We start from the raw sequence: 19,721 nt of genomic DNA on the forward strand, positions 1-19,721 counted from the left end.
GCACCGTGCGGCGTCTGCCGAGAGGACACCGCACCCCGATGACCGCATCCCGCACCCTCACCCGCGCCGTGACCGGCGCCGCCCTGGCCGCCGCGCTCGGGCTGGGCGCCGTCCACCCCGCTGCCGCCGTCCACCCCGGCGGCTCCGGCAAAACCGTCGTCACCGGCAACGACGCCCTCAACCACAGCTCGCCGGACGGCGCCTGGAACCAGGACGGTCTCCACCTCGACGCCGCCGACAACGCCGCGGTCGACGCGTACGCCGCCCGCGCCCGTGCGGCCGAACGCTCCATCAGCCCGCAGATCCGGGCCGCCGCCCGGCTCTCCCACGCCGAACTCGTCGGCTTCGACCAGCGGCTGAAGTCCCCGGACTCGCTCAAGCGGAAGGTCGCCACCTGGATGGGCGAGGAGCGCGGCAGGACCGTCGGCCAGTCCCTCGCCCGGATCAACGACGCGGTCCGCTTCACCCTCCAGTGGCCCGGGAAGCGGTACACCGCCGGCGTCACCGCCGCCGCCACGCTGCTCTCCTCCTGGGGCAACGACAGCGCCAAGTGGTCCAACACCTGGCAGCGGCGCACCGGCTACAAGGCCGTCAACTCCGGTTGGCGCGCGCCCCGCTCCGGTCAGCTCTTCGAGGTGCAGTTCCACACCCCCGAGAGCAAGGCCGCCCAGCTGGAGACGCACAAGCTGTACGAGGAGCAGCGGCTGCCCGGCACCTCGCCGGCCCGGGCGCGGGAACTCCAGGAGCAGCAGAACGCCCTCTTCGCGGCCGTCCCGGTCCCGCCCGGCGCCGACCGCCTGACGGCCCCGGAGCCCCGCCGCCGCGCCCCGGCCACGGTTCCGGCCACCGGCTGACGGCGGGCGGCCGACGGCGGGCGGCGGGACCGGAGGCGGGACCGCCCGGCGCGCCGCCCGTTCGGCCCACGGGCGCCCCTCCCCCGCACCGCTCCGCGTGCGCCCCGGCCGCGGCTCGGCTGACATGGCTACGGAAGGGGCCCGGCGCACCGGCGGTGTGCGGGGCCCGGGCGCCCGACCGGGCGCTCCCCGACGCCGTCCCAGGAGGACCCGCATGTCCCGCGCCGCGCGCACCCTGGCCGTCTCCACGCTCGGCGCGGCCGCCGTCGCCCTCACCGTCCCGGCGGCCTCGGCCACGCCGGCGCGGCCGATAGCCGCCGGCGCCGCCATATCCCGGGCGGCCGCCTCCGCCGACGGACCGTCCGCCTCCGTCAGCCCGGCGACCGTACGCCGCGGCCGGTCCGTCACCGTGGCGGTGACCTGCGCGGTGCGCGACGAGGTGCGGATGCCGCGGAACATCAGCGGCGAGGGGCGGGTGCTGCGGGACGGCACCATCACCCTGGAGCGCCAGGGGAACACCGGCACCTACCGGGGCGCGGCGCAGACCGCCCCCCGGGTGCCGCTGGGCCTCGGGCCGATCGACGAGGCCGCCGCCGCGCGGGCCGACGCCCGGGCCGCCTGGGCGATCGAGGGCGTCTGCCCGGACAGCGCGCCCTGGAGCGTCACCGTACGGACCACCGTCGCGGACCCCGCCCCGGCGCACACCCCGTCCGGTGCGCCGTCCGGGGCTCCGCACACCACCCCGTCCGGTCCGCCCGCCGGGAACGCCCCGGCGCCCGGCACCCCGCGCCGTGAACTCCTGCGCCCCGAGGGCCGGAACACGAAGCAGCCGGGCCCGAACGGCCCGGCCTCCGGCGGCCCGGACGCGGCGCGCCCCGGGGCCTCACGCCCCGGTGCCCCGCACGGACCGGTGGCCGCCGGTGGCGGCGGCGCGGAGCGCCGCCCGGCGACCGAGGTGCGGTTCGCGGAGCTGGCGCGGATCACCGCCGGGGACCGGAGCGCCGCCACGCTGCTGGCGGCGGGCGGCGCCGTCCTCGCGGCGACCGCGGCCGGCGGATATCTGCTGGCCCGCCGCCGGGAGCGCGGCGCGGCCGGGCGCCCCGACGGCGGCGCCGCGCGCCCCTGACGGACCGTCCCCGGACGCCGCGGCCGGCGTCACGGGGCGCCGTCCGGGGCAGCGGGCCGGCTCACCACCGGCCGCTCCCCCGCGCCGCGTCGGCGGTCACGGGGCGCTGCCGGCGCCCTGCCGGTTCCGCTCGTACGTGCTGTGCATCGCGCAGCGGCGGAGTGCGGCGGCGAGCTGCCGCGCCACGTCCGGGGCGCAGCGCCCCAGCTCCACCAGCGGCCGGGGGTCCTCCCCGGCGACCGACGCGGCGTCGAGCCGCAGGGTGGGCAGGACGACACCGACCCCCAGCAGCGCGGCCCGCAGCTCGTCGCGCGCTCCCTCGGCGTCCCTGATCATCGCGTCCAACTCATGACCTCACACTCAACAGGCGGACGAATCCCCTCCGTACTCCCCCCGGCCCGTGCGGACCATGCGTGACCTGCTCGGAAGAGGACGTTCTCGGGGCCAGGCGTACCCGGTGAGGTGACGTGGGCGCGGGCGGGAGCCCGGCGGTTCACGCCTTCGGGGCGACCTTGCTCCGCGGGGCGGCCGACGCCTCAGCCGAGGTACGGCCGCTCACGCCGCTCCAGAAAATGCCCGATGCGCAGCCGCTGCGTGTGATGCATCGGCAGCCGCTCGATCTCCTCCGGCCGGACGAACCGCAGCTCCGTCGACTCCTCCGAAATCGCCAGCCGCCCACCCACGGCCCGGGCCGTGAAGCAGACGTTGAACTGCCTGCGCACCTCACCGTCCGCGTACGCGATGATGTGCCGCGGATCGGTGTACGTCCCCACCAACCCGGTGATCTCCACGTCCAGCCCCGTCTCCTCCTTCACCTCCCGAACCGCCGCCCCCGGAAGCGAGTCGGCCGTCTCCATCCCGCCACCGGGCAACGCCCACAGCCCGCTGTCCCGGCGCCGCTGAAGGAGAACCCGGCCGGCCTCATCGGTGACCACGGCGGACGCGGCCACCACCAGACTGTTGGGCCCGGGCGCTTCCGGGTCGTCGTAGAACTCGGTGCGGGTCAGGTGCCCCTCCTTACGCGATACCGCCGAACCGGCCCGAGGCCACAGCGGCAAGGAACGCGGCCATCTGCTCACGGGGAAGCAGCAGTGCGGCACCCCGGGGATTCTTGCTGTCCCGGATGGCGACCGTCGCGTCATCGACGACGCCGCACTCGACGCACTGCGCGCCGCTGTCGGAGAACGAAGACTTCCACCACGTCACGGGGAGGGTGGAGGCGTCGTCAACATGACTCATTGTGACTTCCTTATCTCTGTGATCAGCTCCGCCGATGCCTCGACCGATTCGGCGGCAGACGTGAGGCGCTGCCACGCATCCCGGTGCGCGGCAACCTTGTCCTGTTCCTCGATGTACAGGGCCGAGGTCAAACCCTCGTGGTGGACGACATCGAGGTCTGCATACCGCCCGAAGCCAAGGATGTTGAAAGAGCCCATCAGCCCGGCGTTCAGCAGGGCCGCCGACCGCAACACCTGAATGTTGATGTTCGGTCGCTTCCCCATGGAGAGCAGTCGGCCCAGTTGCTCGTCCATGACGCCGGGAGCCTCTGAAGTCGAGCGCAATGCCTGCTCGGAGATGATCGCCCACAGCGTCAGCGGATCACTGTCACGCGTGAGTACGGCCTGGCGCGCGAGCCGGACCTCAACCAGGGGATCGATGCGGGCCTCAACAGCCTCGGACATCGCCGTCGCGCGGATGATCTCGCGCGCGTACTCAGCCGTCTGAAGCAGGCCCGGAATCACTCCGAGTTGCCACGCAGAAACCGACTCCGCCTCAGCTTCCAGGCTGATCAAGTCCTCGTGCACCGGCGTAAGAACACCTCGGTACGAGTGCCACCAGCCGCGCTGGGCGCCTTCTTTCGTCAGGACGACCAAGGCGGCACGCAGTTCGTCGCTCACGTTCCGGCCGAGCTTGGCGTACAGGTCGAGCAGTCGCTCGACATCCTTCGCCTTCGCCGCGCTCTTGGCCGTCTCTATCCTCGACAGCTTGGAGACGGCGAACGCGCCCCTGGACCGCTCCGAGACCTCTTCGAGTGTGAGGTCACCGCGTAGGACGCGAAGTTTCGCACCAAGTCGCCGACGACGCACCGTGGGCGCACTCACGGGCTCCCCCTCCTCTTCCGGTGCCCAACAGTCTGCCGTGCCCCGTCTTCGCCTGTCACCTGCCGATTCACGACGCAGCCCCTCAATCCCGGCAGTGCGTGCAAATTTCTATTTCACCGTATCGGGTGTTGCGAACTCGCATGTCAGGCGAGCACCCTGATGGCAGAAGCCAACAGGCACGAGCGAACGGCCGTGGCTGTACGGGAAGTTGCCCACAATGGGATGGCCGTGATCAAGCACGAGCAGGATGAAAAGCCCACCGGTCAGGCGGAGATGGACGACCTCGCGCGAAAGCAGGAGGAGCTGTGCGAGCGAGTCGAGCTGCACCTCGCACAGCTGCGGGGTGTGAGTCGGTCGGGGGTGACAGTGCAGCAGCCCCCGTCAAGCGGGCCCAGCGGACTCACCGCCGCCTCGCCCCGACGCCCCTGATGCCCCGCCCCCTGCCCGGTCGATCCGGTCGGCGCCTGGCAGCGCCGACCCGGCCGTGGCAGGGGTGCGGGTACCACCCCGGTGCGCCGCTGCAACGGCTGCCGGGGCAAGGAGTCACCACCGCTGAGGAGTTGACCACCCATGCGCGATTTTATCGGCCTGCTGTTCCTCTGGTTAGGAGAACCGACCAGACGCCGCACCCGCTCCCTCGTCAACCGGGCGTCCGCGTGCCTCTTCCCGCCGCCGCTGCCGCCCGCGCCGCCGGTCATCGCACCGGCCCCGCCGTACGCCCGTCGGCCGCTACCCGATCACGTCCGGCGCAGAGCGCGGCCGCTCGACGGTGAGGAGATCGCCCTCGTCCGGCCGTACCTCATCGCGTACGAGCGCCGCGCCAGGTCCCGGCCCGCCCGCACGCGGACCTGCGAACTCCGCACCGCGTAGCCCCCACGGAGGCATGCACATGGACTTCATCAAGGCCGACCACGCCTTCTGGGTGGACGGCGACCGGCAGGAGGCCGAGGAGAAAGGCAGCGCGTTCGTCAACGCCTTCCGGCGGCTGGGCGTCGAGTTCGACGACATCGTGCTGAAGGAACCGTGCGGCGGGTGCCGCCGGACCGGATACCGGCTCCTCCTCGGGTCGATCCCACCCGAAGAGGCGGCGGACATCGCCTGGCGGCTCAACCACGCGCTGGACCTGCTCGACACGTATCGCAGGCAGGCGTCCGGGACCGGGCAGGTCCCGGACTGACGGCAAGGATGCGGCCCCGGCCACGCCCCGAGACCAGGGCGTGGCCGGGGCCGCCCCGCACAGCACCCGTGGCGGCCCCGCCTCAGCAGCTCACCCGCCGTCCCGGCGGCTCACGCCTTCGGGGCCACCTTGCTCAGCCCGTTGATGATGCGGTCCATCGCGTCGCCGCCCGTGGGGTCGGTGAGGTTGGCGAGCATCTTGAGGGTGAAGCGCATCAGCAGCGGGTGGGTCAGCCCGCGCTGGGTGGCGATCTGCATGACCTTCGGGTTGCCGATGAGCTTCACGAACGCGCGGCCCATCGAGTAGTAGCCGCCGTAGGTCTCCTTGAGGACCTTCGGGTAGCGCTCCAGGGCCCGTTCGCGCTGGAGGTAGGTGGCGCGGGCGTGCGCCTGCACGATGACCTCGGCGGCCAGCGCGCCGGACTCCATGGCGTACGCGATGCCCTCGCCGTTGAACGGGTTGACCAGCCCGCCCGCGTCGCCGACCAGCAGCAGCCCGCGGGTGTAGTGCGGCTGGCGGTTGAACGCCATCGGCAGGGCGGCGCCGCGGATCGTCGTCGTCATGTTCTCGGGGGTGTAGCCCCACTCCTCGGGCATGGAGGCGCACCACGCCTTGAGGATCTCGCGCCAGTCCAGCTCCTTGAAGGCGGACGAGGAGTTGAGGATGCCGAGGCCGACGTTGCTGGTGCCGTCGCCCATGCCGAAGATCCAGCCGTAGCCGGGCAGCAGCCGGTCCTGCTCACCGCGGCGGTCCCACAGCTCCAGCCAGGACTCCAGGTAGTCGTCGTCGTGGCGCGGCGAGGTGAAGTACGTACGGACCGCGACGCCCATCGGGCGGTCCTCGCGGCGGTGCAGGCCCATCGCGACGGAGAGCCGGGTGGAGTTGCCGTCGGCGGCCACGACCAGCGGCGCGTGGAAGGTGACCGGGGTCTTCTCCTCACCGAGCTTCGCGTGCACGCCGGTGATGCGGCCGGTCAGTTCGTGGACGATCGGGGCGCCGACGTTGCAGCGCTCGTACAGCCGGGCGCCGGCCTTCTGCGCCTGGCGGGCGAGCTGTTCGTCGAAGTCGTCGCGCTTGCGGACGAGTCCGTAGTCGGGGAAGGACGCGAGATCGGGCCAGTCGAGCTGGAGGCGGGAGCCGCCGCCGATGATGCGCAGGCCCTTGTTGCGCAGCCAGCCCGCCTCCTCGGAGATGTCGATGCCCATCGCGACCAGCTGCTTGACGGCGCGCGGCGTCAGACCGTCGCCGCAGACCTTCTCGCGGGGGAACGCCGTCTTCTCCAGGAGGAGGACGTCGAGTCCGGCCTGGGCGAGGTGGTAGGCGGTCGCGGATCCGGCGGGACCGGCGCCGACGACGATCACATCCGCGCTGTGCTCTGAGCGCCGCTCGGCGGCGGGCGCGGACTCGGTCACGGGCGCGGACTCGGTCACGGGGGATCTCCAGGGAAGTCGATATCTGGATTTCTGCATATCCGGGTGCCGAACGGCACCGGGCATGGGCAGTCTATGGGGGCCTTGGTGATCAGATCCTGAAGGGTTGGCCGTGAAGCCGATGACGAAGACGAGCACGGACGGCGCGCCCCCCGCCGTCGCACTGCGGGTACCCACCGAGGAGGACGCGTGGAACTGGCACCACGTCTTCGCCCACCCCGAGGTCATGGAGTTCCACGGCGGCGCCCCGGCCGAACTCTCCTTCTACGACGAGCTGACCGCCCGCCAGCGCCGTCACCACGCCGAACGCGGCTACTGCCTCTACACGCTGCTCGACCCGGACGGCAGCGTCCTCGGCTTCACCGGCGCCCAGCCGTGGCCGCACGAGGCGTGGGGCCCGGTCGGCGAGATCGAGATCGGCTGGCGGCTGGGGCGCGAGCACTGGGGCAAGGGGTACGCGACGGCCGCGGCGCACGCGGCCCTTGACGACGTCCGGGCGGCCGGCGTCCCCGAGGTCGTCGCGATGATCAACTCCCGGAACGCCCGGTCGATCGCGGTCGCCGAACGGCTCGGCATGCGGCGGGCGGAGACGTACGAGAAGCCGGGCGTCACCGCGTACTGCTACCGGCTGACGCCGTGAGGCGGCGGAGGTGAACTGCGGCCGGGGCGGTGCGCCGCCCCGGCCGGTCCGCGTCAGTGCGCCGGGCGGACGCCGCGGTGCAGGGCGACGATGCCGCCGGTGAGGTTGCGCCAGGCCACCTTCGACCAGCCGACGCCCTGGAGGCGGGCGGCGAGCGCGGGCTGGTTGGGCCAGCTGCGGATCGACTCGGCGAGGTAGACGTACGCGTCGGGGTTGCTGCTGACCGCGCGGGCGACCGGCGGCAGCGCCCGCATCAGGTACTCGGTGTAGACGGTGCGGAACGGGCCCCACGTCGGCTCGCTGAACTCACAGATCACGACGCGGCCGCCGGGCTTGGTGACGCGGTACAGCTCGGCGAGGGCGGCGTCCGTGTCCTGGATGTTGCGCAGGCCGAAGGAGATGGTGACGGCGTCGAACACCTCGTCCGCGAAGGGCAGCCGGGTGCCGTCGCCGGCGGTGAACGGCAGCCACGGGTGGCGCTTCTTGCCCTCGCGGAGCATGCCGACGGAGAAGTCGCACGGCACGACGTGGGCGCCGGTGCGGGCGAAGGGCAGCGAGGAGGTGCCGGTGCCGGCGGCGAGGTCGAGGATGCGCTCGGCGGGCCGCGCGGCGACCGCCCGGTCCACCTCCTTGCGCCACAGCCGGGCCTGCCCCAGGGAGAGCACGTCGTTGGTGAGGTCGTAGCGCGCCGCCACGTCGTCGAACATCGCGGCGACTTCGTGCGGCTGCTTGTCCAGGGATGCTCGGGTCACCCGGCCATTGTCCACCGTCGCCCGGCCGCCCCCGGCACCGGGCACGCATCGGGACGGAAGGGGCACCGGGCCGGGCACCGCGGCGGTCAGCGGCGGCGGTGGACCAGGCGTCCGCCGACGACGGTGGCGACGCAGGTGGCGGCGCCCAGCCTGACCAGGGCGGACCGGTCCGGCACGTCGAACACCGCGAACCGGGCGGGCCCGCCCGGCGTCAGCGGCGGCAGCAGGACGAGCGGGGACGGCGAGAAGGACGCCGGGCCCGGCAGGTTCTCCGGCCGCTGCCCGACCGCGAGCCCGGCCCGGCGCACCGCGTCCACGACGGCCCGGTGACGCAGCTCGCCGGCGATCGCGACGGTGCCGTGCGCCAGCATCCGCTGCACCCCGCGCCGGGCACTGGCGCCGCGCCGCGCCGGGTCGGCGCGGAAGAGGGCCTGCGCGCGCTCCCCGGTGAGCGGTGCGGTGCCGAACTCGTCCGCCTCGCGCGGGTCCGGGTGGTAGGCCCCTTCGAGCAGCTCGGGCCCGTAGGGGTTGAGCAGCCCCGGGGTGAGGATGCCGGGCCACCGCCGCACCCGCGCGGCGAGGTGGGCGGCGGCCAGCTCCTCGTACGGGCCGACGGCGGCGACGGACGCGCCCTCGACCAGTACCGCGCTCTCCGGGGAGGCCGCGGCGACGTGAAGGGTCAGCACCGCGGGCTCAGTTGGTCTCGACGAGCTTCAGCTCGGGGTGGGCGGTGCCGCCCTCCCGTCGCCCGTCGCCGCCCCCGGTGGAGGCGCTGCGCGCCGCTGCGTCGAACGCCGTCGAGGAGATGTGGGAGGCGACCCGCTCGTCGACCGGGTCGTTCGCCGGGTCCTCGTGCACGGCGAGGTGCTCGTAGGTCGTGGCGCGCTGCGCGGGGACGCGGCCGGCCTTGCGGATCAGGTCGATGATCTCCTGGCGGTTGGAGCGGTGCCTGGCACCGGCGGAGGAGACGACGTTCTCCTCCAGCATGATCGAACCGAGGTCGTCGGCGCCGTAGTGCAGCGACAGCTGGCCGACCTCCTTGCCGGTGGTCAGCCAGGAGCCCTGGATGTGCGCGACGTTGTCGAGGAAGATCCGCGCGATGGCGATCATCCGCAGGTACTCGAAGAGCGTCGCCTGCGTCCGGCCCTTCAGGTGGTTGTTCTCCGGCTGGTAGGTGTACGGGATGAAGGCGCGGAAGCCGCCCGTACGGTCCTGGACGTCCCGGATCATCCGCAGGTGCTCGATCCGCTCGGCGTTGGTCTCGCCGGTGCCCATCAGCATGGTGGAGGTGGACTCCACGCCCAGGTTGTGGGCGATCTCCATGATCTCCAGCCAGCGCTCGCCGGACTCCTTCAGCGGCGCGATGGCCTTACGGGGCCGCTCCGGCAGCAGCTCGGCGCCGGCACCGGCGAACGAGTCGAGACCGGCGGCGTGGATCCGGCGGATCGCCTCGTCGACCGACACCCCGGAGATACGGGCCATGTGCTCGATCTCGGAGGCGCCGAGGGAGTGGATGACCAGCTGCGGGAACGCCTTCTTGATCGCCGAGAAGTGTTCCTCGTAGTACTCGACGCCGTAGTCCGGGTGGTGGCCGCCCTGGAACATGATCTGGGTGCCGCCCAGCTCGACGGTCTCCGCGCAGCGGCGCAGGATGTCGTCGAGGTCGCGGGTCCAGCCCTTCCTGGTGTCCTTCGGCGCCGCGTAGAACGCGCAGAACTTGCAGGCCGTCACGCAGACGTTGGTGTAGTTGATGTTCCGCTCGATGATGTACGTCGCGATGTGCTCACTGCCGGCGTAGCGGCGGCGGCGTACGGCGTCGGCGGCGCGGCCGAGGGCGTGCAGCGGCGCGGAACGGTAGAGGTCGAGCGCCTCCTCCGGCGTGATGCGGCCGCCCTCGGCGGCGCGGTCGAGTACGGACTGGAGGTCGGCGTTCTCGGTCACCGGAGCGTCCCTTTCGGAGGGGTATTGACGGACCGGCCCAGCCTACGCCAGGGGTCCGGGGCGGCCCGGGGGCCTCCCGCCGGGCGGACGGCGGGAGGCGGGCCGGGCGGCGGACGTCAGGGGCGCGTCCCGGTGACGTCAGGGGCGCGCGGCGGTGCGGCGCGCGCCGGGCGGCCGGGCGGTCAGCGGCCCAGGAGGTCCACCGTCACATCGGCGGGGAAACCGGTGGTCGGACCGACCCTGCGGGCGAACTCGGTGACGCCGCGCAGCTGGTCCGGGCCGAAGCGGAAGTCCAGCGTCGTGAAGTACTTCTCCAGGACCGTCTCGTCGAAGGACTCCCAGCGGGCGGCCTGCTCGGCGACCTTGGTGACCTCCTCCAGCGACAGGTCCCGGGAGGCGAGGAACGCCTCGTGGACCTTCTCCACGACCTCCGGCTCGCGCGCCAGGTAGTCGCGGCGGGTGGCCCAGACGGCGAAGACGAACGGCAGCCCCGTCCACTCCTTCCACATCTGCCCCAGGTCGTGGACCTGAAGGCCGAGCCGGGGCCCGTCGTGGAGGTTGGCGCGGAGCGCGGCGTCCCCGATCAGGACGGCGGCGTCCGCCTCCTGCATCATCAGGCCCAGGTCCGGCGGGCAGGTGAAGTAGTCCGGCGTGACGCCGATCCGCTCGGCGAGGAGCAGCTGCGCCAGCCGCACCGAGGTGCGCGACGTCGACCCGAGGGCCACCCGGGCGCCGTCCAGCTGGTCCAGCGGCTTCTGCGAGACGATCACGCAGGACATCACCGAGCCGTCGCAGCCGACCGCGAGGTCCGGGAAGGCCACGAGGTCGTCGGCGGCGCGCAGGAACTCCACGAGGGTGACCGGAGCGATGTCCAGCTCCCCTCGGACCAGCTGCTCGCTGAGCTTCTCCGGGGTGTCCTTGGTCAGCTCCAGATCCAGCAGCGTGCCCGTACGGGCGAGGCCCCAATAAAGGGGCAGGCAGTTCAGGAACTGGATGTGGCCCACCCGCGGCCGGCTGCGACGGGCCTCGGCAGCGGCTTCGGCGGGGGCGTCTCCAAAGGTTGAATTGTCCACATGCGGAGGCTAGACCCGTGGGTCGGGAACCGGCACGGCGGGGGCGCATATGGCTCCCCGGGCGCCGGATGGGTGCTCCTGACCCCTTCGGGTAAACGTGATCTTTGGCTCTTCCACCGCACGAGCGCACCATGCTACGCTCAGCGCAAGTTGCAGTTTGGTTTCCCTTGCAGTACAGAGCCTGCGGAGCATGTAACCCGCAGGCTTTTGTCGTTTTCAGACTTGTTTGCAGGTTCTGGAGCAGGGCAACCCTTTGGCCCAAGGAGGGCTTATGGCTACCGGAACCGTCAAGTGGTTCAACGCTGAAAAGGGCTTCGGCTTCATCGCCCAGGACGGCGGCGGCCCGGATGTCTTCGTCCACTACTCCGCGATCAACGCCTCTGGTTTCCGCTCCCTGGAGGAGAACCAGCAGGTGACCTTCGACGTCACGCAGGGCCCGAAGGGCCCGCAGGCGGAGAACGTCACCCCGGCCTGAGTTGCCCGGGTCGGCCGGTAACGGCCATTGGTAGGAGTTCTCAAGAGCAGTACCCAAGGAGCCCCGCCCCGCCCCTTCGGCGGAGAGTGGGGCTCCTGCTTTTTTCGGTTTTTCCACCGGCCGGTACGAGATTTCCGATTCCCCGTGCCGACACGGCGACATACGGCGCACAAACCGGGCATGTACCGGACGGAAACAGCCGGGGAATCGGGCGCGGAAACGGATCTGCATCCGTCGGCCCGACGGCGGAGGATTTCCTGACTCCCGAGTCAGCCGACGCCCGCGCCCACCGGAATTCCGTGAGTTCCCGGAACCCGTTCCGCGTTCCGCGGAATCTTCCGGGCGGCCCCCTCGGCCGCAGTTCTTCCGCCGGGCCTTTCTGTCAGGGTTCCGTCATGATTCCGGCCGGCCGACGCCACCGGGCGGGCCCCACGGGCGACGCCGGGCGGGCGCCCCGGGGCGGAGCCGTCACGCCCCTCCGGCAGGGACCCGCGCCCCGCTCACACCGTCACGCCGCCTGCTGCTGCACGGCCGGCTTCCGTGTCGCCAGGACGAGGGCGATCACCCAGCCCACCAGGGAGCTGCCGAGCAGCACATTGATCGCCAGCACCAGCCAGCGGTTCTCCGCCTTGCGGTGGAAGGCCACGTACGTCGGCAGCAGGTAGACCAGCAACGCCAGCACCGCGAGCACTATGGCCATGAAGGGCGTCAGAGCCCGCAGATGGTCGATCATTTCGCCTCACACTTCCGGTTCGTACCACTTGCCCGTGGGCGCACCGGCGCCCCGGTCACACCCTCACGCGGCCTGCTGCTGCACGGCCGGCTTCCGTGTCGCCAGGGCCAGGGCGGCCGCCCAGCCCACCAGCGTGCCGCCGAACACCACGTTGATCCCCAGCACCAGCCAGCGGTTCTCCACCTTGCGGTGGAAGGCGACGTACGTCGGGATCAGGAAGATCACCAACGCCACCACCGCGAGCACAACGGCCAGCAAGGGCCCTACGTCGCTGAACACCTTGTGCACCACTCTTCCCACTCGCTGACCTGCTCTTGACGTGAGCACACCGTACCGGCCGGGTCTTAACACGGGCTTCCAGGAAGCGCCCCCGGTCACCTGCCGTCTCCCGCCCCCGTCAGCGATCCGCAAGAGCCGGGCCACCCACCGTCAAGGACGCGTCAGGACAGGGCCGTTGGCCGCCGCGCCCGGGGATACCTTCGATGCGCCCCGGCGGCCTCCCCGCGTCCGGGGCCACCCGACACCTCGGAGGACCGACGCATGTGCCTGTACTCGTACGAAGACGACGCCGAGCCGCACGAACCGTCCCCGGCCGGACTGCTCTGCGTCCCCGTCCGGCCGGGAGCAACCGGGCCCGCACTCCGCCTGTTCCGCACCCCGCTCGGCGCCCGGACCGCCGTCGGCTTCACCAGCCCCGCCCGGCTGGCCGCCACCCTCGGCGCCACCCAGCCCTGGATCCGGCTCTCCGAGTCCGCGCTGCGCGCCCTCACCGCCCCGTCCGGCACCCCGCGACTGACCGTCGACCCGACGTTCACCGCGCCCCGCGCCATCCCACGCGCCTGCGCGAGCGTCCCGCCGCAGCCCGCCCGCCGCGCCGCCCGGACCGTCTGAGAGGCGCCGCCATGACCACCGCGGCCCTCCCCTTCCTCCCCGCCGACGCCGACGACCTGTCCGTCTGGCCGTCCACCACCACCCGCCTGCCCGACGGCGACCTCACCGTCGGCGGCGTCCCCCTCACCGAAGCGGCCCGCCGCTTCGACACCCCCGTCTACGTCCTCGACGAGGCGGAGGTCCGGTCCCGCTGCCGCACCTACCGCGACGCGTTCCCCGACGCCGACGTCCACTACGCCGCCAAGGCGTTCCTCTGCCGCGCCCTGGTCCGCTGGATCGACGAGGAAGGGCTCGGCCTGGACGTCTGCTCGGCCGGAGAGCTGGAACTCGCCGTCGCCGCCGGCTTCGCCCCGCACCGCATCGTGCTGCACGGCAACGCCAAATCGCCCCGCGACCTCGACAGCGCGCTACGGCTCGGCGTCGGCCGGATCGTCATCGACAGCCCGTCCGAGATCGCCCGCCTCGCCGCCCTCGTCGGGCCCAAGGGCCGCCAGAAGGTGATGGTGCGGGTCGTCCCCGGCATCTCCGCCGGCGGCCACGAGAAGATCCGCACCGGCACCGACGGCCAGAAGTTCGGCCTCTCCCTCACCGACGGCTCCGCACAGCACGCCATCGCCCGGATCCTCGGCCAACCGCAGCTCGAACTGACCGGCCTGCACTGCCACATCGGCTCCCAGATCACCTCCGTGCGGCCCTACCTCGCGGCGCTGCGCCGCGTCGTCGGCCTGATGGCCCGGGTCCGCGACGCCCACGGCGTGGCCCTGCCGGAGCTGGACATGGGCGGCGGTCACGGCATCGCCTACCGCCCCGGCGACCCGGCGCTCGACCTGACCACGCTGGCCCGGCGGCTGCGCGCCGAACTCGTCGAGAGCTGCGCGGTCGCCGGACTGACCGTGCCCCGCCTGCTCATCGAACCGGGCCGGGCCGTCGCCGGGCCCGCGGGCGTCGCGCTCTACCGCGTCCTCGCCGTCAAGGACACCGGCGGCCGGGCCTTCGTCGCCGTCGACGGCGGGATGAGCGACAACCCGCGCCCGGCGCTGTACGGCGTGCGGTACGCGCCACGGCTGGTCGGGCGCCGCCCCGAGGCCGCCGTACGGCCCACCACGGTCGTCGGCCGGCACTGCGAGGCGGGCGACATCCTCGCCGCCGATGTCCCGCTGCCCGCCGACATCCACCCCGGCGACCTGCTGGCCGTCCCCGTCGCCGGGGCGTACCAGCTCTCGATGGCCTCCGGGTACAACCTCGTCGGACGCCCCCCGGTGATCGCGGTCCGCGAGGGCGAGGCCCGGCTGCTGGTGCGGCGGGAGTCCCTGGAGGACGTGCAGCGGAGGGATGTGGGGGTGTAGCGGGGGCCGCCGCCCGGCGCCGGGGGCGGTGCGGTGCGGTGCCGGGCCCCGGCGCCGTGCCGTCCCTCGCCCGGCGCGTTCCGCCCTTCACCGCTCCCGCGCCACCAGCACATCCACCACGTACCGCTCCTCGACCGCCCCGCCGGGGAATTCCGCGTCCAACCGCGCGCGCTCCGCGGCGAGGAAAGCGCGGCGCGCGGCCGGTTCGAGGACGAGGAGGGCCGAGCGGCTGCCGATGTTGGAGAGGTGCGTGTCGAGCGCCACGGTCCGCCCCCAGGGGAGCAGCCGCCGGGCGACGCGCAGTCCCGCGAGGCCCGCCAGCCGGACCGCCGTCGCGTCGTCGGGGCGGGCCGCGGACCGCGGGACCGTCCCGCAGTGCCGGGCGATCCGCTCGTGCTGCGCGGCCAGCCACGGCACGTCGAAGGCGGTGGTGTTCCACCAGACCGCCAGCGCCCCGCCCGGCCGCACCACCCGCCGCGCCTCCGGTACGGACCGCGCGGTGTCGGTCCACTGCCAGGACTGCGCATACGTCACGAGATCACAGCTCGCATCCGCGAGCGGCAGCGCATTGCCGTCGCCCCGCACCAACGGCACCTCCGGCAACGCCCGCCGCAGCTCCGCCGCCATCGCCGCCCCCGGCTCCACCGCGATCACCTCGGCGCCGCGCTCCCGCAGCAACGCGGTCGCGATCCCGGTGCCCGCCCCGACATCGGCGACCCGGGCGCCCGCCAAGGAACGGCCCAGGCACTCCGCCACGAAGTCGAGCAGCGCGGGCGGATACGACGGCCTGCTCGCCGCATAGTGGACGGCATCCGCCTCGAACGCCTGGGAACGCTCCCGGCCGGTCACCTCGTTCATCGCCCCAGCATCCCCCGCCGCCCGGCGCCACGGGCCGGAATTCCCGTACGACGCGCCCCCGTTCACGCCCCCGCCGCGGCTGCCTCCCGGCACCTCGGGCACCGGTCCGTACCGTCCCACCGGCCCCAGCCGAAATCGGCGGGCGCGAGCGGTTGCCCCTCCAACTCTTCGCGTACGGCGACGCGGTAGGCCCACACCGCGCCGATGTAGGGGTGGTGGGCGTCGTGGAAGGCGGCCGAGTCCGTCCCGGCGCCGCCCGACACCGCGCGTTGCACCGCCCGCAGCCGCTCGAACATCGCCTGCCCGGCACCGGCCACCCCGGTGGTCGCCTCCAGGAAGAGCCGCTCCCGCGCCTCGTAGATCCCCGCCTCGCTCAGCGCCGCCCGCCCGGCCGCCTCCGGATCGCCGGCCCCGGCATCCTTGGCGAGCGCCCGCAACCGCGTATGGCACGCCTCCGCCGCCGTGATGAACTCCAGATACACGGCCCGGCGCCGCTCCCCGGTCCCCCGATCGGCCTCGTACCGGTGCCGCAGCCGATCGGCGAGCACGGTCCCCGCCATCGCCAACGCCCCACCACTGACCGCCCCCGCGAGCGTCCCCCAGTCCATACCGCCCCGCCCCCGTAAATGATCAGAACATCGGGGCGAATCTACTCAGGGCCGGGGCAGCGGGGAATCCCCTGCGACCGCCGGGCCCCGCAGCGGACAGGGCAGATCGCTCCGCGCCCGGTTCGGCGAACACGTCACGCCAGGTGTGGCCCGCACCTGGCGGGCCGGTTTCGTCAGCCAGAGCGCCACCTCGATCGGCGGCACCTCACCGGTCGGCCCTACGCGCCGAACCCGTCGCCCTTCACCGCCGTGACGAACCGGTGCCAGGCGCCCGCCGGGATCACCAGCGCGGGCCCACCCGGTGCCGCCTTGGAGTCGCGAACGGGGACGATGCCGGGGAGGTTGTCGGCGATCTCTACGCAGTCGGCGCCGTCGCCGTTGCTGTAGGTGCTCTTACGCCAGTGGGCGGCCCCGAGGAATCCGTCTGCCACCTCGACGCAGTGGCCGCCATCACCGTTGCTGTGGCTGCTCTTCCGCCAGTGGGCGGCGTCGTCAGAAGCTTGGCCATGGCCATCATCAGCGGATGTGCGACCAGCGTTTCCGGAAGGATCTGGACAACGCTCTTGCTGGCCCGGATGACGTCGACGATGTGATCCAGTTGCTCGGCCATCTCCCCGGGCGTGACCAACGGCCGACGGATCAACCCCTCGTGCAGGATCGCCCAGTACGCAGGGCGATCCTGCTGCTTCCAGAAGGCCGCACGCCCGATCCGGGCACTGACCTTGGCCTCGATCTCCTCGTCCTCCTCCCACGGCATCGCCGTCGCGCTGAGCTTTCGCGCGTACGCCTCGGTCTGCAGCAGGCCGGGAAAGACGGAAGGCGCCCAGTCCTCGACCGTCGCCGCGTTCTTCTCCAACTCCGGGATGTTGGCGTAGTAGCGAGGAAGACCGGCCCGGCTGGCCCTAGTGGATCTGGTGGCGTTCGCGGGGGCCCACCACATGCCGCTGGTCGCGCTCGGGCGGTGCAACAGCACGACTGCGCTCCGGCTCGCCGCCGCGCTGCTGAAGGCCGCGGTGCGGTGAGGACGACGCTGTTGCTGGAGCTGCTGGCCGTGCCGGGGGCAGTCCGCAGTGTGCGGCGGGAGTTGCGGCGCCACCTGGGGGACGGGTGCGGGGACGCGGGGGCGGGTGGGGGATGTCCCGTCCCTCCAGCGCCACAGAAAGCCCCGTGCCACCTCCCCCACAGAAGTGACACGGGGTTCCAGTCTGACGCGCCGCGCGGAATGGCTCCATAGGGGGTAGCGGGTTTCTTACGGAGGAGTCAGGTCGCGTGGGTCACTCCGGGTGGCTCGCGCGGGCCGCCCGACCGGGGCGTACGGGGCGCGCCCGGGCCGCAGGGGCCGCGCCGGGCCGCCCCGGGGGTCAGCCAGGCCCAGGCCCCTCCTCGTACGGCTCCTCGTACAACTCCTCGATGCGGTCGGCGAATTGCTGCGTCACCGCCGCGCGGCGGAGCTTGCGGGACGGTGTCAGATGGCCGGCGCGTTCGGTGAACTCGACGGGGAGGACCGCGAAGCGGCGGATCGACTCCGGGCGGGAGACGAGGCGGTTGGCGTCGTCGACGGCGCGTTGGAGGGTGGCGCGGAGGTCCGGGTCGCCGGCGAGGGCGGCGAGCGGGAGGTCCGGCTTCCGCGCGGTGCGGCGCCAGTGGGGCAGGGCCTCGGGGTCCAGGGTGAGGAGCGCGGTGACGTAGGGGCGGTTGTCGCCGGTGACCAGGCAGTGGGCGATCAGGGGGTGTGCCCGGACGCGGTCCTCCAGGGGCGCCGGGGCGATCCGCCTGCCGCCGGTGGTCACGATCATGTCCGTCTTGCGGCCGGTGAGGGTGAGGTGGCCGTCCGGGTCCAGGGCGCCGAGGTCGCCGGTGGCGAACCAGCCGTCGGTGGCGGGGACGGCCGCGGCGCGGGACGCCTCCCAGTAACCGGCGAAGATCTGGCCGCCGCGCACCAGCACCTCACCGTCGTCCGCGATCCGTACGGCGCTGCCGGGCAGCGGCTGTCCGACGGTGCCGGGGCGCGGCCGCAGCGGTGCGGTGGCGGTCGTGGCGCCGCAGGTCTCGGCCAGGCCGTAGCCCTCCAGGATCGCGACGCCGGCGCCGGCGCAGAAGCCGGCGAGGCCGCGGTCCAGCGGGGCGCCGCCGCAGATCACATGGCGGACGCGGCCGCCCAGGGCGTCACGGAAGGGGCGGTAGGCCACCGGCTCGTAGAGGCGGCGGGCCGCTTTCAGGCCGGGACCCGGCCCTTTTCCGGTGCCCCGGTCGCGGGCGGCGACGGCCTCCCCGTAGGCGCGGGCGACACGGACCGCCCGGTCGAAGGCGGCGGCCCGGCCCGCGGCCTCGGCGGCGGCCCGCCCGGTGCGGCAGACCTTCTCCAGAACGTACGGGATGGCGTAGAGGAACGTCGGGCGGAAGTGCGTCAGGTCGGCGAGGAGGTCGGCGGTCCGGAGGCTGGGCGCGTGGCCGAGGCGCACCCGGGCGCGCAGGCAGACGAGCGCGGCCATCCGGCCGAAGACGTGGGAGAGGGGGAGGAAGAGGAGGGTGGACGCCGGTTCGGCACCGTCGGGGCGGAGGACGGGGCCCAGCAGCGCCACCGCGTTGTCGATCTCGGCGTGGACGTTGCCGTGGGTCAGCGCACAGCCCTTGGGGCGGCCGGTGGTGCCGGAGGTGTAGACGAGGGTGGCGAGGTCCGACGGGCCGGTGGCGGCGCGCCGCTCGTCGACCAGCGAGTCGGGCAGCTCCCGCCCGGCGGCGACGAGTTGGGCGACGGCGCCGGTGTCGAACTGCCAGAGGTGGACGAGGCCGGGCAGTCCGCCGCGGACGCCGGTGATCAGCCGGGTCTCCGTGACGCTCTCCACGACGCAGGCGGCGGCCCCGGAGTCGTGGAGGATCCACGCCACCTGGTGGGCGGAGGCGGTGGGGTGCACGGGGACGGTGATCAGTCCGGCGGCCCAGGCGGCGCAGTCGATGAGGGTCCACTCGTAGGTGGTACGGGCCATGAGGGCCAGCCGGTCGCCGCGGCGCAGCCCGTGGGCGATCAGGCCCTTGGCGACGGCCCGTACCTCGTCCGCGAACGCCGCGCAGGTCAGGTCGGACCAGCCGCCGTCGGCCTGCCGCCGGGCCAGCGCGACCGCCCCGGGCGCCTGGGCGGCGTTGACGAACGGCAGGTCGCCCAGGGAACCGCGGGCGGGCGGCGCCACCAGCGGGGGCAGCGCGACTTCGCGGACGGTGCCGTCGTGGACCGTCAACGCGGGCTCGGCGGTCGGGGGCGGGGCGGAATCCTGGCTGGACACGGGCGGCTCCTCGTCGGTGGTGGAGTCGCCGCCGGGCACGGACGGACCCGACGGGCGGCGGCCACCACCGCGTACGCGGGGACGAACGCGGGACGTGGCCGGGTGCGCTACGTGGGGAGGGGTGGTGCGAGGGGTGGGGATGCGGGGGATGTGTGCGGGGAGCGGGGCGGTCGGGTGGGGCGGAGGGGGTGCGCGTGGTGCCGGTTCGGCTCCCGTGGCAGGGCGGCCGGGAGGCGCCCCTTCCCCTCCGCTTCCGGGGAGTCGGCGAGGCCGATGCCGGTCTCGGCGCCGCCTCCGGGCAGCATCGCACCGATCACCGCCGCACCGACCGGCCGGTAACCTTACTTCTCGGTAAATTTACGTGAGGTCGACGCGCGGGCCAATGCCTGGCGACCGCCTTCGTGTACGGATTCCCGGCAGGGCCGGTGGCTCAC

General features: G+C 73.3%; 25 protein-coding genes. 8 read left to right on the forward strand and 17 right to left on the reverse strand.

The window, feature by feature from the left end:
* Nucleotides 1-38 precede the first annotated feature (38 nt).
* Together ACF1BH_RS18885 and ACF1BH_RS18890 are read left to right on the forward strand one after the other, a co-directional pair.
* Nucleotides 39-854 (forward strand): ATP nucleotide 3'-pyrophosphokinase, encoded by an 816-nt coding sequence (locus ACF1BH_RS18885; protein WP_391643575.1) that lies wholly within the window; start codon nucleotides 39-41, stop codon nucleotides 852-854.
* Between the two features lie 214 nt (nucleotides 855-1,068).
* Nucleotides 1,069-1,980 (forward strand): hypothetical protein, encoded by a 912-nt coding sequence (locus ACF1BH_RS18890; RefSeq protein ID WP_391643576.1) that lies wholly within the window; start codon nucleotides 1,069-1,071, stop codon nucleotides 1,978-1,980.
* 96 nt (nucleotides 1,981-2,076) lie between these two features.
* Here ACF1BH_RS18890 and ACF1BH_RS18895 read toward each other — a convergent pair whose 3' ends face one another.
* From ACF1BH_RS18895 to ACF1BH_RS18915, 5 genes are all read right to left on the reverse strand, one after another.
* Nucleotides 2,077-2,316 (reverse strand): hypothetical protein, encoded by a 240-nt coding sequence (locus ACF1BH_RS18895; RefSeq protein WP_391643577.1) that lies wholly within the window; start codon nucleotides 2,314-2,316, stop codon nucleotides 2,077-2,079.
* Between the two features lie 200 nt (nucleotides 2,317-2,516).
* The gene (locus tag ACF1BH_RS18900) at nucleotides 2,517-2,987 is read right to left on the reverse strand and encodes an NUDIX domain-containing protein (protein ID WP_391643664.1); all 471 of its coding nucleotides are present in this window, start codon (nucleotides 2,985-2,987) and stop codon (nucleotides 2,517-2,519) included.
* 10 nt (nucleotides 2,988-2,997) lie between these two features.
* Nucleotides 2,998-3,219, reverse strand: coding sequence for a DUF397 domain-containing protein (locus ACF1BH_RS18905; RefSeq protein WP_391643578.1), 222 nt, complete (start codon nucleotides 3,217-3,219; stop codon nucleotides 2,998-3,000).
* Entirely contained in the window at nucleotides 3,216-4,082 is an 867-nt protein-coding gene (locus tag ACF1BH_RS18910) for a DUF5753 domain-containing protein (protein ID WP_391643579.1), read from the reverse strand. The genes ACF1BH_RS18905 and ACF1BH_RS18910 overlap by 4 nt, the downstream gene beginning before the upstream one ends.
* Nucleotides 4,083-4,190: 108 nt before the next feature.
* A complete protein-coding gene (locus ACF1BH_RS18915) occupies nucleotides 4,191-4,409 on the reverse strand; it encodes a hypothetical protein (RefSeq protein WP_391643580.1) in 219 nt (72 codons plus the stop codon).
* A 243-nt stretch (nucleotides 4,410-4,652) separates the two neighbouring features.
* Between ACF1BH_RS18915 and ACF1BH_RS18920 the strand changes: the two genes are divergently transcribed.
* Together ACF1BH_RS18920 and ACF1BH_RS18925 are read left to right on the forward strand one after the other, a co-directional pair.
* Nucleotides 4,653-4,952 (forward strand): hypothetical protein, encoded by a 300-nt coding sequence (locus ACF1BH_RS18920; RefSeq protein WP_391643581.1) that lies wholly within the window; start codon nucleotides 4,653-4,655, stop codon nucleotides 4,950-4,952.
* Nucleotides 4,953-4,971: 19 nt separating this feature from the next.
* Complete coding sequence (locus ACF1BH_RS18925; protein ID WP_391643582.1) at nucleotides 4,972-5,259, forward strand: hypothetical protein; 288 nt, start codon at nucleotides 4,972-4,974, stop codon at nucleotides 5,257-5,259.
* Between the two features lie 110 nt (nucleotides 5,260-5,369).
* Here ACF1BH_RS18925 and ACF1BH_RS18930 read toward each other — a convergent pair whose 3' ends face one another.
* Complete coding sequence (locus tag ACF1BH_RS18930; RefSeq protein ID WP_391643583.1) at nucleotides 5,370-6,689, reverse strand: geranylgeranyl reductase family protein; 1,320 nt, start codon at nucleotides 6,687-6,689, stop codon at nucleotides 5,370-5,372.
* A 121-nt stretch (nucleotides 6,690-6,810) separates the two neighbouring features.
* Between ACF1BH_RS18930 and ACF1BH_RS18935 the strand changes: the two genes are divergently transcribed.
* Entirely contained in the window at nucleotides 6,811-7,329 is a 519-nt protein-coding gene (locus tag ACF1BH_RS18935) for a GNAT family N-acetyltransferase (protein WP_391643584.1), read from the forward strand.
* 53 nt (nucleotides 7,330-7,382) lie between these two features.
* On the opposite strand, the gene ACF1BH_RS18940 is transcribed toward ACF1BH_RS18935, so the two are convergent.
* The 4 genes from ACF1BH_RS18940 to ACF1BH_RS18955 form a co-directional block, all read right to left on the reverse strand.
* Entirely contained in the window at nucleotides 7,383-8,081 is a 699-nt protein-coding gene (locus ACF1BH_RS18940) for a demethylmenaquinone methyltransferase (RefSeq protein ID WP_391643585.1), read from the reverse strand.
* A gap of 86 nt (nucleotides 8,082-8,167) precedes the next feature.
* On the reverse strand, nucleotides 8,168-8,767 hold the full coding sequence (locus tag ACF1BH_RS18945; protein ID WP_391643586.1) for a hypothetical protein: 600 nt from the start codon (nucleotides 8,765-8,767) through the stop codon (nucleotides 8,168-8,170).
* A gap of 7 nt (nucleotides 8,768-8,774) precedes the next feature.
* Nucleotides 8,775-10,022 carry a cyclic dehypoxanthinyl futalosine synthase gene (mqnC, locus tag ACF1BH_RS18950; protein ID WP_391643587.1) on the reverse strand — a complete coding sequence of 416 codons (1,248 nt, stop codon included), beginning with the start codon at nucleotides 10,020-10,022 and terminating at the stop codon, nucleotides 8,775-8,777.
* Nucleotides 10,023-10,204: 182 nt separating this feature from the next.
* A complete protein-coding gene (locus tag ACF1BH_RS18955) occupies nucleotides 10,205-11,095 on the reverse strand; it encodes a menaquinone biosynthetic enzyme MqnA/MqnD family protein (protein ID WP_391643588.1) in 891 nt (296 codons plus the stop codon).
* A 271-nt stretch (nucleotides 11,096-11,366) separates the two neighbouring features.
* On the opposite strand from ACF1BH_RS18955, the gene ACF1BH_RS18960 reads away from it, so the two are divergent.
* Complete coding sequence (locus ACF1BH_RS18960) at nucleotides 11,367-11,570, forward strand: cold-shock protein (protein ID WP_030667277.1); 204 nt, start codon at nucleotides 11,367-11,369, stop codon at nucleotides 11,568-11,570.
* Nucleotides 11,571-12,078: 508 nt separating this feature from the next.
* On the opposite strand, the gene ACF1BH_RS18965 is transcribed toward ACF1BH_RS18960, so the two are convergent.
* On the reverse strand, nucleotides 12,079-12,303 hold the full coding sequence (locus ACF1BH_RS18965; protein ID WP_391643589.1) for a superinfection immunity protein: 225 nt from the start codon (nucleotides 12,301-12,303) through the stop codon (nucleotides 12,079-12,081).
* Nucleotides 12,304-12,366: 63 nt separating this feature from the next.
* Nucleotides 12,367-12,582, reverse strand: a complete 216-nt coding sequence (locus tag ACF1BH_RS18970) for a superinfection immunity protein (protein WP_391643590.1) — start codon at nucleotides 12,580-12,582, stop codon at nucleotides 12,367-12,369.
* A 261-nt stretch (nucleotides 12,583-12,843) separates the two neighbouring features.
* On the opposite strand from ACF1BH_RS18970, the gene ACF1BH_RS18975 reads away from it, so the two are divergent.
* Together ACF1BH_RS18975 and lysA are read left to right on the forward strand one after the other, a co-directional pair.
* Complete coding sequence (locus tag ACF1BH_RS18975) at nucleotides 12,844-13,194, forward strand: SAV_915 family protein (protein ID WP_391643591.1); 351 nt, start codon at nucleotides 12,844-12,846, stop codon at nucleotides 13,192-13,194.
* Nucleotides 13,195-13,205: 11 nt separating this feature from the next.
* Entirely contained in the window at nucleotides 13,206-14,540 is a 1,335-nt protein-coding gene (gene lysA, locus ACF1BH_RS18980) for a diaminopimelate decarboxylase (RefSeq protein ID WP_391643592.1), read from the forward strand.
* 87 nt (nucleotides 14,541-14,627) lie between these two features.
* Here lysA and ACF1BH_RS18985 read toward each other — a convergent pair whose 3' ends face one another.
* The 5 genes from ACF1BH_RS18985 to ACF1BH_RS19005 form a co-directional block, all read right to left on the reverse strand.
* Nucleotides 14,628-15,398: a class I SAM-dependent methyltransferase gene (locus ACF1BH_RS18985; RefSeq protein ID WP_391643593.1), complete on the reverse strand. Its 771-nt coding sequence runs from the start codon at nucleotides 15,396-15,398 to the stop codon at nucleotides 14,628-14,630.
* A gap of 62 nt (nucleotides 15,399-15,460) precedes the next feature.
* Nucleotides 15,461-15,958: a CchlQ gene (locus tag ACF1BH_RS18990; RefSeq protein WP_391643594.1), complete on the reverse strand. Its 498-nt coding sequence runs from the start codon at nucleotides 15,956-15,958 to the stop codon at nucleotides 15,461-15,463.
* Between the two features lie 266 nt (nucleotides 15,959-16,224).
* Complete coding sequence (locus ACF1BH_RS18995; RefSeq protein WP_391643595.1) at nucleotides 16,225-16,437, reverse strand: DUF397 domain-containing protein; 213 nt, start codon at nucleotides 16,435-16,437, stop codon at nucleotides 16,225-16,227.
* Entirely contained in the window at nucleotides 16,362-16,862 is a 501-nt protein-coding gene (locus tag ACF1BH_RS19000) for a DUF5753 domain-containing protein (protein ID WP_391643596.1), read from the reverse strand. Before ACF1BH_RS19000 ends, ACF1BH_RS18995 begins: the two co-directional genes overlap by 76 nt.
* 505 nt (nucleotides 16,863-17,367) lie before the next feature.
* A complete protein-coding gene (locus ACF1BH_RS19005) occupies nucleotides 17,368-19,287 on the reverse strand; it encodes an AMP-dependent synthetase/ligase (protein ID WP_391643597.1) in 1,920 nt (639 codons plus the stop codon).
* Nucleotides 19,288-19,721: the final 434 nt, after the last annotated feature.

It is taken from the genome of Streptomyces sp. NPDC014733 (assembly GCF_043083385.1).
Lineage (GTDB): Bacteria > Actinomycetota > Actinomycetes > Streptomycetales > Streptomycetaceae > Streptomyces.

Coding starts and splice junctions, on each gene's coding strand:
- ACF1BH_RS18885 (WP_391643575.1), top strand. CDS start 39: ATGACCGCATCCCGCACCCTCACCCGCGCCGTGACCGGCGCCGCCCTG.
- ACF1BH_RS18905 (WP_391643578.1), bottom strand. CDS start 3,219: ATGAGTCATGTTGACGACGCCTCCACCCTCCCCGTGACGTGGTGGAAG.
- ACF1BH_RS18935 (WP_391643584.1), top strand. CDS start 6,811: ATGACGAAGACGAGCACGGACGGCGCGCCCCCCGCCGTCGCACTGCGG.
- lysA (WP_391643592.1), top strand. CDS start 13,206: ATGACCACCGCGGCCCTCCCCTTCCTCCCCGCCGACGCCGACGACCTG.
- ACF1BH_RS18925 (WP_391643582.1), top strand. CDS start 4,972: ATGGACTTCATCAAGGCCGACCACGCCTTCTGGGTGGACGGCGACCGG.
- ACF1BH_RS18920 (WP_391643581.1), top strand. CDS start 4,653: ATGCGCGATTTTATCGGCCTGCTGTTCCTCTGGTTAGGAGAACCGACC.
- ACF1BH_RS18985 (WP_391643593.1), bottom strand. CDS start 15,398: ATGAACGAGGTGACCGGCCGGGAGCGTTCCCAGGCGTTCGAGGCGGAT.
- ACF1BH_RS18990 (WP_391643594.1), bottom strand. CDS start 15,958: ATGGCGGGGACCGTGCTCGCCGATCGGCTGCGGCACCGGTACGAGGCC.
- ACF1BH_RS18890 (WP_391643576.1), top strand. CDS start 1,069: ATGTCCCGCGCCGCGCGCACCCTGGCCGTCTCCACGCTCGGCGCGGCC.
- ACF1BH_RS18975 (WP_391643591.1), top strand. CDS start 12,844: ATGTGCCTGTACTCGTACGAAGACGACGCCGAGCCGCACGAACCGTCC.
- ACF1BH_RS18895 (WP_391643577.1), bottom strand. CDS start 2,316: ATGATCAGGGACGCCGAGGGAGCGCGCGACGAGCTGCGGGCCGCGCTG.
- ACF1BH_RS18960 (WP_030667277.1), top strand. CDS start 11,367: ATGGCTACCGGAACCGTCAAGTGGTTCAACGCTGAAAAGGGCTTCGGC.
- ACF1BH_RS18965 (WP_391643589.1), bottom strand. CDS start 12,303: ATGATCGACCATCTGCGGGCTCTGACGCCCTTCATGGCCATAGTGCTC.